Raw genomic sequence first — 12,331 nt, forward strand, 5'->3', positions numbered from 1 at the left:
GGCCCCGGGGGTGTTCGCTACCGGCTGGCGGGCGTTGGGGGCGACCACCGGGGCCCGGGGGCTCGCCCCCCGCCCGGGGGCGCGCGGCCCCGCCGTTTGCCGGGCGGGGGAGCACCCGGCCGGGCATCCGACCGCAGGCTCAGCCGGACGTGCGCGCCGGCACCTTGCGTGGCCGCCGGGTGAGCAGGGGGTCGTGCCCGCGTGGCCGTCCCACCGGCTCGACGCCGTCCAGCGCGCGTGCGAGAGCTTCCCGCGTGATGCCCCTCCGCTCGCCGTCCGCACCCGCGCGGTCGGCGTGATCGGCGCGCAGCCTGGTCATCACCTGGTCGGCGGCCAGCCGCAGTGGGACATCCACCCGCCCGGCCGCCTCGTGCAGCAGGTGCCCGGCGGTCTCCTCGCTCACCCCACGTACGGCCATGATGACGCCCTTGGCCTGCTCTATCACCGCCTGGCTGACGAAGGCCCTCGTCACGACCGCCTCGGACCGGCGCGCGAGCACCTCCTTCTGGGCCGGCGTGACGTCGATGACGTACCCGACCAGCTCCGGTGACCGGTCGGGGCCGCTGCGTCGGCCCTGGCCGGTGACGACCACCGAACGTGTGCGGCCCCTGCGGTCCACTATCCGGTGCGCGCACGCGAACGGCCGGCCCGTCCGCAGGGCCTCGGCGGCAGCCCGCACCACGCGGGCGCGGTCGTCGGGGTGCTTGCGGGAGCGGAGCGCCTCGAGGCCCGGCTGGACCTCGTGCCGTCTCCACCCGTGCATCGTGTACAGCTCGTCGGACCACCACCAGGTCCCGGTCATGATGTCGACGCGGTAGCAGCCGACGAGAAGGTTGGTCCCCAGACCGAGAGCATGCGTCAGATCACCCGCGGAGAACCTCGGTGACCGCTCGGCCGAGCCGCCGCCGCCGTCCACGACGCTGAGCCTGGGCTGCTTGACAGGGTGCATTCCGAACCTCCCGGATCCACAGCGGACCAGGATCCGCTACATGACTCCGCGGGCTCAATTCTAGGAGCCGGGCGCTGCGAGTGCCAGGCTCCCGTGCCAGCCTGGACGGGCCAGACCGAGGGCCGGCACCCGGACCCACCGGCACGGACCGAGCAGCACGGACCGACCAGCGGAGGTGCACCGTGAGCGAGACCCCCTACGACGCGACGACGGACCCGGCGGACGCCGGCAGCGGCACACCGGGGGTCATGGCCCCCGGTCCGCTCCGCACCGACGTCGTGGTGGTCGGAGCCGGTCTCACCGGTGTCGTCACCGCCTTGCTGCTCGCCGACGGCGGCGCCTCCGTCGTGGTGCTCGACGCCCGCGGCGCACGCGCGACGACGACCGCCCGCTCGACCGGCAAGCTCTCGGTGCTGCAGGGCACGCGGCTCGCCCGGATCGCCCGGCACGGCGACGAGGTGGTGCGCGACTACCTCGCGGCCAACTTCGCCGGCCTGGGCTGGCTGCGCCGCACCCTCGAGGACCTGAACGTGCCCGTCGAGAACCGGGACGACCTGACCGTCGCCGCCGCCCCCGAGCAGGTGGCCGACGTCGACGCGGTGCTGGCGACCTGCGCCCGCCAGGGACTCACCGCACAGTGGGAGGAGGACCCGCCCTACCCGGCGCGGTCCTACGGCGCGGTACGTCTGCCGGGCCAGGCGCAGGTGGACCCGCTGCGCATGCTCTCGGCGCTGCGCGCCCGCCTGCGCGCCCGCGGCGTGCCGGTGCACGACGGCGTCCGGGTCCACCAGGTGCGCAGGCGCCGGTCCGGCGTCGTCCTGCGCACCAGCCGCGGCGCCGTCCTCGCCGATCGTGTGGTGCTGGCCACCGGTACGCCGCCCGGGCGGCTGGGCGGGCTGTTCCTCCGGCTGCAGGCGGGCCGCAGCCTGCTCACCACGTGGGAGATCACCGACCCGGCCGCGCTGCCGCCCGGGTTCGGGGAGACCATGTCGATCACCGCCGGGTCACCCGTGCGGTCGCTCCGCACGGCCGGCGGGCTGCTCATGGTGGGCGGCGAGGGCTACACCGTCGGCCGGGAGCGGGACCCGGCCCGGCGGCTGGCCGCACTGGAGGAATGGGCCCGGGTCCATCTCCCCGTGGACCAGCCCCGGCACACGTGGGCGGCCCAGGACTACACCGGCGACACCGGCCTGCCGCTCGTCGGACCGGCCGCGCCCGGCGACGACCGTGTGCTCGTGGCCACCGGCTACGCCAAGTGGGGCCTCACGAACGGCGCCGCGGCCGGGCTGGCGCTCGCCGGACGCATCCTCGGCGACCCCGTCGAGTGGGGGCCGACCTTCGAGCCGTGGGCCCGCAGGCCCACGGCGAGGGCGAGCACCGCCGCCACCTTCGCCGTGCAGACCAAGGGCTGGGCGCACGCGGCGACCCGCCCGTCCGGACAGCGGCCGGGTGCCCCGCGCGTGTCCCGGGTCTGCCCGCACGCGGGCGCCGTCGTGTGCTGGAACGAGCAGGAGCAGTCCTGGGACTGCCCCGCGCACGGCTCGCGGTTCGAGCCCGACGGCACCCTGATCGAAGGCCCCGCCACCGAGGACCTGACGCGGCGCTGAACCGCACGGGAACCCCCGACCTGCGCAGACGTGGGCATCCACGGACCCTGGTCCCGGCGGGAAGCGGTTCAAGATGCGAGTGCTTCCCGGCGCCTCGAACGTAGGAGGACCGGAAGAAGCCCGGTGACGACCATCCGTGGAGGTCACTGTGCGAGTCCTCGGTGTCAATGCCCTCTTCCACGACCCGTCGGCAGCGCTCGTCGTCGACGGTCACGTCCTCGCAGCAGCCGAGGAGGAACGGTTCACCCGGCGCAAGCACGGCAAGCGGCCCGTCCCGTTCGCGGCCTGGGAGCTGCCCGAGCAGGCGATGCGGTGGTGCCTCGACGTCGGCGGGCTGCGGCCGGAGGACCTGGACGCCGTCGCCTACTCGTTCGACCCGGCCCTCGCCAAACCGTCGGACGAGATGGGCCTGCCCGACCCGTGGGACTGGCTGCGGCTGCGGTACGCCGAACGAGCGCCGCGGTTCATCGCCACCGCACTGCCGGGGCTCAACCCCGCCGCCGTGCGCTTCGTGCCGCACGAGGTGTCGCACGCCGCGTCGGCAGCCCTCGCGTCCCCGTTCGGCACCTGCAGCGTCATGTCGCTCGACGGTCGCGGCGAGCGCTCCTCCTACCTCGCGGGCCGGTACACCGGCGGACGCCTCGAGGTGCTCGCGAGCCAGGAGCTCCCGCACTCCCTCGGCCTCGTCTACGAGTCCCTCACCGAGCACCTCGGTTTCCTGCGGTCCAGCGACGAGTACAAGGTGATGGCGCTCGCGTCGTACGGCAGGCCGCGGTTCCTGCCCGAGCTGCGGGAGCTGCTCCGGACCACGCCCGACGGCGGGTTCGTGGCCGAGGCTCCCGACTGGTCGCGATGGGCGGCGCCGGCCACGCCGGGCACCATCCAGGAACCCAGCGGGGCGGGCGGCCTGCCGCCCGACCAGGCGGACCTCGCGGCGTCGGTCCAGGCGCGGCTGGAGGAGCTGCTCGTCGAGCTCGCCACGGTCCTGCACGAGCGGACCGGAGACACCGCGCTGGCGCTGGCGGGCGGCACCGCCCTGAACTGCGTGGCCAACTCGCGGCTGTGGCGTGAGACCCCCTTCGAGCACGTATGGGTCCAGCCGGCGGCGGGTGACTCCGGCACCGCCCTCGGCGCGGCCCTGCAGCTCACGGCGGAGGCCGGTGTCCCGACGGTGCCCATGACGTCGGCGGCGCTCGGCCGCGGCTGGCCCGACGACGAGCTGGCGGATGCGCTGCGCACCGCGCGCGTGCCGTTCACGACCCCCGCCGACCTGCCGGAGCAGGTCGCCGACGTGCTCGCCGGCGACGGGATGGTGGCCTGGTTCGACGGCCGCTCCGAGTTCGGGCCGCGCGCGCTGGGCCAGCGCTCGCTGCTGGCGCACCCGGGTAAGCGGGCCAACACCGAACGGCTCAACGTCGTCAAGGGACGCGAGCAGTTCCGGCCGGTCGCCCCGATGGTGCTCCTGGAGGACGCCGCGGACATCTTCTCCGGCGGCCCGATTCCCAGCCCCTACATGCTGTTCGTCCACGACGTCGCCCCCGCCTGGCGCGACCGGATCCCGGCGACCGTCCACGTGGACGGCACGGCCCGGATCCAGACGGTGGACGACTCCCAGCCGCGCCTCCAGTCGACGCTCCGCGCGTTCCGTGCGCGCACCGGGCTGCCCGTGGTGGTGAACACGAGCCTCAACACCGCGGGCCGCCCGATGGTGGACACCCCGCGGGACGCGCTGGAGCTCTTCGGCTCGGCGCCCGTCGACGCCCTGGTACTCGGCCCCCACCTCGTCCGGCGTGCGGACCTGTTCGCCGGCGGCCAGTCGTCCGGGGGTGCCGCGTGAGACCTTCGTACTCGTTGGTCGTCCCGACGATCGGCCGGCCGCAGCTCGGTGCGCTGCTCGACTCGGTACGCGTCGCCTGCGCCGGCGGGCCACCGCCGCTCGACGTGGTGGTGGTCGACGACCGGCCGTTCCCGGCCGAGGGCGCGAACCCGCCGCTCGACCTCGGGCCGGACCCGGTGCCCGGCGTGCGGGTGCTCCGCACCGGTGGCCGCGGCCCGGCCGCCGCGCGTAACACGGGCTGGCGCAGCGTACGCACCGAGTGGGTGGCCTTCCTGGACGACGACGTGGTGGTCCCCGAGCGCTGGGCGGCGACCCTGGAGCAGGACCTCGCGGCCGCCGGTCCCACAGTCGCGGGCGTGCAGGGCCGGATAGTGGTGCCGCTGCTGAGCCACCGGCCCCCTACCGACCTCGAACGCAACACCGCCGGGCTGGAGACGGCCCGTTGGGCGACCGCCGACATGGCCTACCGCCGCGCCGCCCTGGAGGCGGTGAGCGGCTTCGACGAGCGCTTCCCCCGCGCGTACCGCGAGGACGCCGACCTCGCGCTGCGGGTCCGCGAGGCAGGCTGGGACCTCGTCCGGGGCCTCCGGTTCGTCGCGCACCCCGTCCGGCCCGCCGGAGACCTGGCGAGCGTGCGGGCCCAGGCGGGCAATGCCGACGACGCGCTGCTGCGCACACTCCACGGCCGCCACTGGCGCCGGCGCACCGGGGCGGGCCCAGGCCGCCTGCCGTGGCACGCCGCGACCGTCGCGGCGGGACTGACGGCGCTCGGCGGCTGCGTGGCCGCCGTCGTCCCTGGCACCCGCGACCCGCGCACGGCGCGCACCACTGCTGCCCTCGCCGGTGCGGCCTGGGCCGCGCTCACCGCGATGTTCGCGGCGGAGCGGCTCCGGCACGGACCGCGGCCCGGCGACGATGGCTACGGTCCGGAGCTGCGCCGCATGACCGTGACGAGCGCGCTGATCCCGTTCGCCGCCTGCGCGCACCGCGTCCGCGGGACGTGGCGGTGGCGGCGTGGGCTCGGCGGACGCGTGCCGGCCTGGCCGCCGCCCGTCCGTGCGGTGCTGTTCGACAGGGACGGCACGCTCGTCCGCGACGTGCCCTACAACGGCGACCCCGACGCCGTCGAGCCGATGCCCGGGGCACGGCGCGTCCTGGACGGGCTACGGGCCGGCGGCGTGCGGGTCGGCGTGGTGTCCAACCAGTCGGCGATCGGGCGAGGGCTGCTCACGAGTGCACAGGTGGACGCGGTGGACCAGCGGGTCCGCCGGCTGCTCGGCCCGTTCGACACCTGGCAGCGCTGCCCGCACCGGCCGGAGGAGGACTGCACGTGCCGCAAGCCGGAGCCGGGTCTCGTGCTCCGCGGCGCCGCGGCGGTCGGTGTGCTCCCGGCGGAGTGCGCGGTGGTCGGGGACATCGGCTCGGACGTGGGCGCCGCCGTGGCGTCCGGTGCACGGGGCGTCCTCGTGCCCACCGAGGTGACCAGGCGCGAGGAGCTGGCAACCGCTCCGGTCGTGGCCGCGACTCTCGACGAGGTGGTGATGTTGCTATGACCTCCGCGGAACGCCCTGTCCGGGTGCTCGCGATCCGGCTCGACAGCGACGGGGACGTGCTCCTGACCGGTCCCGCCGTGCGCGCGCTGGCCGCTACCTACGACCAGGTCGACCTCCTGGTCTCCAGCTCCGGGCTGCAGGCCGCCGAGCTGCTGCCCGGCGTCACCGAGACGCTGCTGTTCGACGCACCGTGGTCCGGCGCTGAGCCGCCCCGGGTCTCGGCGAAGGCAGTGCTCGATCTCGTGGCCGGCCTGGTCGCGCGCCGCTACCAGCTCGCGGTGATCTTCACGTCGTTCCACCAGTCGCCGCTCCCGATGGCTCTGCTGGCCCGTCTCGCCGGCGTGCGCCGGATCGTCGCGGTGAGCGAGGACTACCCGGGCTCGCTGCTCGACGTACGGCACCGGCGTCCGCCGGGGCTGCACGAGGTGGAGGCGGCCCTCGACCTCGCGGAGCAGGCCGGAGCCGTGCTGCCGGTGGAGGACGACGGGCTGCTCGCCGTCCGCCGTCCGCTCCCCGCCGTGCCGCAGCGGGCCGAGCGCGCGCTCGGTGCCGGTGGCGCCTGGCGGCAGCGCTCGGTGGTCCTCCACCCTGGCGCGTCGGTACCCGCCCGGGCGCCGCTGCCGCAGGGGGCCCGGGCCGTCGCCGAACGCCTCGCGCACGACGGCTGGGAGGTGCTCGTGACGGGCGCCGCGGCGGAGCGGGACCTCACCGCGTACGTGGCCGGCGACCACGCGACCGACCTGGGTGGGCAGACCAGCCTGGCCGAGCTCGCCGCCGTCCTGGAGTCGGCGGCGTGCGCGGTCGTCGGGAACACCGGCCCGGCGCACCTGGCAGCGGCCGTCGGCACGCCGGTGGTCAGCCTGTTCGCACCAGTGGTCCCCGCCGACCGGTGGGCGCCCTACGGGGTGCCCCGGCTGCTCCTCGGGGACCAGGGTGCCGCGTGCCGCGGCACGCGGGCCCGCGCATGCCCCGTGGCGGGTCACCCGTGCCTCGCGTCGGTCACGCCGGAGCAGGTGGCCGACGCCGTCGCACGCCTCACGTACCTGCCGCCCCGTGCGTCGGCGGCCGCCGGCGGCAACCGCGCGGAGGGGTGGCCAGCATGAGGATCCTCCTCTGGCACGTGCACGGGTCGTGGACCACCGCCTTCGTCCAGGGCGGGCACGAGTACCTGGTGCCGGTCCTGCCCGGCCGGCCCGCCGACGGGCGGGGCCGCGCCCGGACCTGGGACTGGCCTGCCTCGGTACGCGAGCTGGACCCCGCCGGACTGCGCCGGGCCTTCGACGAGGAGGGGGTGGACGTCGTGGTGCTCCAGCGGCCGCACGAGGCCCGCCTCCTGCGGGAGTGGACCGGACGCCGGGCCGGGCGCGACGTGCCCACCGTGTACCTGGAGCACGACGCCCCCGGCGGACCCGCCGCCGCCACGCGGCACCCCCTGGCAGACGCCGACGTCACGGCCGGCGGGCTCGTGCCGATAGTGCACGTGACGAGGTTCAACGCCCTCATGTGGGACACCGGCCGCGCCCGCACCGCCGTGATAGAGCACGGCATACCCGACCCGGGCCACCGGTACACCGGTGCGCGCGAGACCGTCGCGGCCGTGGTGAACGAGCCGGTGCGCCGGTGGCGGGCCGCTGGAACGGACGTGCTGCTGGAGATCGCCCGCCAGGTCCCTGCCGAGGTGTACGGGATGGGCACCTCGCTCCTGGCGGAGCACCTCTCGGCCCACGGCCCGACTGCCGCAGGAGCCGCCGACCGCCTGTACGACCTGCCCCAGGCCGAGCTGCACGACCGGCTCGCAGGGGCCCGCGCCTACCTGCACCCGTACCGGTGGACGAGCCTCGGCCTCGCCCTGCTCGAGGCCATGGCCATCGGCCTGCCCGTGCTCGCCCTGCCCGTCACCGCCGCGTACGCGGCGGTCCCGCGCGAGGCCGGGGTGCTCAGCGCGGACCCGGACGAGCTCGCGGCGGTCGCCCGGCGCTGGCTCGCCGACCCCGAGGAGGCCGCCGCGTACGGCAAGGCCGCCAGGGAGCACGTGCTCGCCCACTATCCGCTCGACCTGTTCCTCGACCGCTGGACCACGCTGCTGACACAGGAGGTGTCGCGATGAAGATCGGCATGATCTCGGAACACGCCAGCCCGCTCGCCGTGCTCGGGGAGGCGGACGCCGGTGGGCAGAACGTCCACGTCGCGGCGCTGGCACAGCGCCTCGCCGCGGACGGGCACACCGTCGACGTCTACACACGGCGCGACGACCCGGCGCTCCCGGACCGGGTTCCCCTCACCGACGGCGTCGACGTCGTGCACGTCTCCGCCGGCCCGCCCGAACGGCTGCCCAAGGACGACCTGCTGCGCTGGATGGACCAGTTCGGCGACGAGCTCGCGGCACGCTTCACCGATCCCGAGGTGCGGCCGGACGTGCTGCACGCGCACTTCTGGATGTCGGGCCTGGCCGCGCTGCGCGCGACCCGCCGAGCGGACGACGTCGGCCGGCCCGCCGTGCCGGTGGTCCAGACCTTCCATGCGCTGGGCTCGGTCAAGCGCCGGTACCAGGGCGCAGCGGACACCAGCCCCGCCGCGCGCATCGGGCTGGAGCGGACCCTGTGCGCTGACGTGGACCTGGTGATCGCCACCTGTCAGGACGAGGTGCGTGAGCTGCGGCGGATGGGCGCGCGGGAGGACCGGGTCCGCGTGGTGCCGTGCGGCGTCGACCTCGGTGTGTTCACGCCGGGCACCGCCCGGACGCACCAGGAGGACGAGGACCGGCCCCTGCGTCTGCTCTCCCTGGGCCGGCTCGTGGAGCGCAAGGGGGTCGCGACCGTCGTCGAGGCGCTCGCCCGGATCGGCGACCAGGTTCCCCCGGTCGAGCTCCTGGTCGCCGGCGGGCCGCCCCTCGGCGAGCTCGACCGCGACCCCGAGGTAGGCCGCCTGCGGGCCCGGGCCGAGCAGCTCGGCGTCGGTGACCGGGTGCGGTTCCTCGGCGCCGTGTCGCACGAGGACGTCCCGAACCTGCTCCGTGACGTCGACATCGTTGCCTGCACACCCTGGTACGAGCCGTTCGGCATCGTGCCGCTGGAGGCCGCCGCGTGCGGGCTGCCCGTGATCGCCTCCGCGGTCGGCGGCATGCTCGACACGGTGGTGCACGAGCGCACGGGCCTTCTCGTCCCGCCGCGTGATCCCGCCGCGGTCGCCGACGCGCTGCTGCGGCTCTCGGACCGCCGGTTCCGGCTCCGGCTCGGAGCCGGTGCCCGGGTCCGGGCCGAGCGCCGGTACGGCTGGGTCTCCGTGGCCCGCGAGACGGCCGAGGCCTACGCAGAGGTCGTCAGCTCCTCGTCCGCCCGCCGGGCCCTGCCTCGGTGGCCGGCGACGGACGCCCCGCTCGTTTCCGCAGGAGGTACCCGATGAGTTCCGAGCCCACCCGACCGACCGCCCGCCGGCCCTCCTCCAGCGGCCGGAGCTGGCTGCGGCAGCACCGCGCCGACCTGACGGTCGGCCTCGACCACCTCAGCACCAGCTTCGACCGCATCGAGGCCTGGGGCCAGGACCTCGCCGACCGGCTGGTCTCCGGCCATCGGCTGCTCGTGGCCGGCAACGGCGGCAGCGCCGCCGAGGCCCAGCACCTGACCGCCGAGCTTGTCGGCCGGTTCGAGGACGAGCGGATACCGCTCGCCGCGATCGCCCTGCACGCCGAGACCTCCAGCCTCAGCGCGATAGTCAACGACTACGGCCAGGACGAGATGTTCGCCAGGCAGGTCGCGGCGCACGGCAGGCCGGGTGACGTCCTGCTGTGCCTGTCGACGTCCGGGGCGAGCGCCAACGTGCTCGTCGCGGCCCGGCGGGCCCGTGAGCTCGGGCTCACCACCTGGGCGCTCACCGGACAGGCGCCCAACCCCCTCGCGGCGCTGTGCGACGACGCGCTCACCGTCCCGTCGGCCTCCACGTCGGCGGTGCAGGAGATCCACCTCGTCGTCGCGCACACCCTGTGCGCGGTGCTCGACGCCCATATCGCCGGCGGCAGCACCGCGGCCCGCCGGCCGGGTTCCGAGGACGCCCGGTCGAGGACGGCCGGAGCACGCGCATGACCGGGAACGGCGCCGTCGTCGGCGACCTCTCGCGCAGGCTGTCCGGTCCCGCGACCAGCTCCTCGTCCGGCTCCTCGTCCGGCGGGGTGGTCGCCCGGCCGCGGATCGCCGTCGTCGGCGACGTCCTGCTCGACCGGGACGTCGACGGCACGGTCACCCGCCTGGCCCCCGACGCGCCGGTGCCCGTCGTCGACGTGACGGAGGTCCGCCAGAGCCCGGGTGGTGCGGGGCTCGCGGCCCTGCTGTGCGCGCAGCGGGCCGACGTCGTGCTCGTCGCACCCCTCGCGGACGACGCGGACGGCCAGGAGCTGCGCCGCCAGCTCACCGAGGTCACGGTCGTCCCGCTCCGGCACGAGGGCCCGACCCGCCGCAAGACGCGCGTCCGCAGCTCGGGGCAGGGTCTGGTCCGTGTCGACGACGGCGGGCCCGGCACCCCGCTCGGCGTGAACGAGGCGACCGCCGAACGGGTGCGGAACGCCCTCGCGGGCTGTGACGCGGTGCTCGTCGCCGACTACGGCGGCGGGGTGACCCTCGAGCCGCTCCTGCGGGACGTGCTGGCCGAGTCGGCCGCACGCGTGCCACTCGTCTGGGACCCGCACCCGCGCGGCGGCGAGCCCGTGCCCGGCACGGCGCTCGTGACGCCGAACGCGGCGGAGGCCGAACGCGCGGCGCGGCAGCTCCCGCTGCCGCCCACCGAGGCGGAGACCGAGCTCCCGGCGGTGGCGGACGTGCTGCGCCGGGCCTGGGACGCGCGGGCGGTCAGCGTCACCGCGGGGGACCGGGGCGCCTTCGTCGCCACCCGGCCGCCCCACGACGACGGTACCGACGACGCGTCGGGCGTCATCCGGCACCTGCCCACCCAGCCCGCGCACGGGCCGGACCCCTGCGGGGCCGGCGACCGCTTCGCCGCGACCGTCACGGACCGGATGGCCCGCGGGGACGAGGCCACGACCGCCGTCCGGGAGGGTGTGGTCGCGGCGAGCGCCTGGGTCGCGTCGGGGGGCGCGGACGGTTTCCGGCGCGCCCGCGAGGCCGCTCCGCGGCCCATGGAGCGGAGCGGCGCCGAGTCCCTGGAGGAGCTCGGCGCGCGGTTGCGCGCCGCGGGCGGTGTGCTGGTCGCGACCAGCGGTTGCTTCGACCTGCTGCACGCCGGCCACGTCACCATGCTCGACACCGCACGTCGGCTGGGCGAGCACCTGGTGGTGCTGGTCAACTCCGACCGTTCGGTGCGCCGGCTCAAGGGGCCCGAGCGACCGGTGGTGCCCCTGGCCGACCGGCTCCGTGTCCTGGAGAGCCTCGCGAGCGTCGACGCCACCGTCGTGCTGGACGACGACGAGCCGTCGGCCGCCGTCGCCGCGCTCCGCCCGGACATCTGGGCGAAGGGCGGCGACTACACGTGGTCCGAGCTCCCCGAGGCCGCCGTCGTCCGCTCCTACGGGGGACGTGTGGTGACCCTGCCCTACCTCCAGGGCCGCTCGACGACCGGGCTCGTCGGCCAGGTCCGGGCGGCCGAACCCCTGCCCGCCTCGATCCCACCGACCATGAGGAGGTCATCATGACCGCAACCACCACCCCTTCCGCCGGCCCGGCTCCGGCCTCTCCGCTCGCGCCCCGGTCCGTCGGCACGGTCTTCGTCACGGGCGGCTCGTCCGGTCTCGGCGCTGCGCTCGTCGACGTCCTGACCGCCGCGGGCGGCACACCGGCCGTGCTCGACGTGGCCGAGCCGGCCGCCGACGTACCGTTCGCCGCCGCCGATCTCGGCGTCCCGGGCGCCGCGCAGGCGGCCGTCGAGTCGCTCGTGGAGCAGGTGGGTCCGCCCGACGCTGTGGTGACCGCCGCCGGGATCGACGCGTGCGGCCCGCTCCTCGAGATCGATCCGGAGGACTGGGAGCGCGTCGTCCGCGTCAACCTGTTCGGCACCGTCTCCGTGGTCCGGGCCACCCTGCCGTACCTGGAGGAACGGCGCGGCACGGTCGTCACCGTCGCCTCGACGCTCGCGCTGCGCGGTGCGGGCGACGCGACGGCGTACTGCGCGTCGAAGTGGGGGATCCGCGGGTTCACCCAGGCCCTCGCGGCCGAGTACGCGGGCCGGGTCGGCGTGACCTGCCTGATTCCCGGCGGCATGCGGACGCCGTTCTTCGACGGCCGCACCGAGCAGTACAAGCCGGGCCCGGACGCGGACCTCAACGATCCGGCCGCCACGGCCGCCGCCGTGGTGACGGCGCTGACCCAGCCGCAGGGCAGCGAGATCAGGGAGATGCTGGTCATGGCGTCAGGAGAGGCCTCGTGGCCGTGACCCGACGGGC

Annotated in this window: 10 protein-coding genes; 9 read left to right on the forward strand and 1 reads right to left on the reverse strand. The window is 75.9% G+C overall.

Annotated features, from left to right (window positions below; all coding sequences use genetic code 11):
• Positions 1-139 precede the first annotated feature (139 nt).
• Complete coding sequence (locus ACFWE2_RS09745; RefSeq protein ID WP_377224021.1) at positions 140-949, reverse strand: PAS and ANTAR domain-containing protein; 810 nt, start codon at positions 947-949, stop codon at positions 140-142.
• Positions 950-1,131: 182 nt separating this feature from the next.
• Here ACFWE2_RS09745 and ACFWE2_RS09750 point away from each other — a divergent pair, with 182 nt between their 5' ends.
• From ACFWE2_RS09750 to ACFWE2_RS09790, 9 genes are all read left to right on the forward strand, one after another.
• Positions 1,132-2,556, forward strand: a complete 1,425-nt coding sequence (locus ACFWE2_RS09750; RefSeq protein WP_377224022.1) for an FAD-dependent oxidoreductase — start codon at positions 1,132-1,134, stop codon at positions 2,554-2,556.
• A gap of 148 nt (positions 2,557-2,704) precedes the next feature.
• Positions 2,705-4,393: a carbamoyltransferase gene (locus ACFWE2_RS09755; RefSeq protein ID WP_377224023.1), complete on the forward strand. Its 1,689-nt coding sequence runs from the start codon at positions 2,705-2,707 to the stop codon at positions 4,391-4,393.
• Positions 4,390-5,946 carry an HAD-IIIA family hydrolase gene (locus ACFWE2_RS09760; RefSeq protein ID WP_377224024.1) on the forward strand — a complete coding sequence of 519 codons (1,557 nt, stop codon included), beginning with the start codon at positions 4,390-4,392 and terminating at the stop codon, positions 5,944-5,946. The genes ACFWE2_RS09755 and ACFWE2_RS09760 overlap by 4 nt, the downstream gene beginning before the upstream one ends.
• A complete protein-coding gene (locus tag ACFWE2_RS09765; RefSeq protein WP_377224025.1) occupies positions 5,943-7,049 on the forward strand; it encodes a glycosyltransferase family 9 protein in 1,107 nt (368 codons plus the stop codon). The genes ACFWE2_RS09760 and ACFWE2_RS09765 overlap by 4 nt, the downstream gene beginning before the upstream one ends.
• Complete coding sequence (locus ACFWE2_RS09770) at positions 7,046-8,053, forward strand: glycosyltransferase family 4 protein (RefSeq protein ID WP_377224026.1); 1,008 nt, start codon at positions 7,046-7,048, stop codon at positions 8,051-8,053. Before ACFWE2_RS09765 ends, ACFWE2_RS09770 begins: the two co-directional genes overlap by 4 nt.
• A complete protein-coding gene (locus ACFWE2_RS09775) occupies positions 8,050-9,348 on the forward strand; it encodes a glycosyltransferase (protein ID WP_377224027.1) in 1,299 nt (432 codons plus the stop codon). Before ACFWE2_RS09770 ends, ACFWE2_RS09775 begins: the two co-directional genes overlap by 4 nt.
• Positions 9,345-10,025, forward strand: coding sequence for an SIS domain-containing protein (locus ACFWE2_RS09780; protein WP_377224028.1), 681 nt, complete (start codon positions 9,345-9,347; stop codon positions 10,023-10,025). Before ACFWE2_RS09775 ends, ACFWE2_RS09780 begins: the two co-directional genes overlap by 4 nt.
• Positions 10,022-11,584 carry a PfkB family carbohydrate kinase gene (locus ACFWE2_RS09785; RefSeq protein WP_377224029.1) on the forward strand — a complete coding sequence of 521 codons (1,563 nt, stop codon included), beginning with the start codon at positions 10,022-10,024 and terminating at the stop codon, positions 11,582-11,584. Before ACFWE2_RS09780 ends, ACFWE2_RS09785 begins: the two co-directional genes overlap by 4 nt.
• The gene (locus tag ACFWE2_RS09790) at positions 11,581-12,321 is read left to right on the forward strand and encodes an SDR family oxidoreductase (protein ID WP_377224030.1); all 741 of its coding nucleotides are present in this window, start codon (positions 11,581-11,583) and stop codon (positions 12,319-12,321) included. Before ACFWE2_RS09785 ends, ACFWE2_RS09790 begins: the two co-directional genes overlap by 4 nt.
• Positions 12,322-12,331 lie beyond the last annotated feature (10 nt).

Source organism: Promicromonospora sp. NPDC060271 (genome assembly GCF_042726755.1).
Taxonomy (GTDB): Bacteria; Actinomycetota; Actinomycetes; order Actinomycetales; family Cellulomonadaceae; genus Promicromonospora.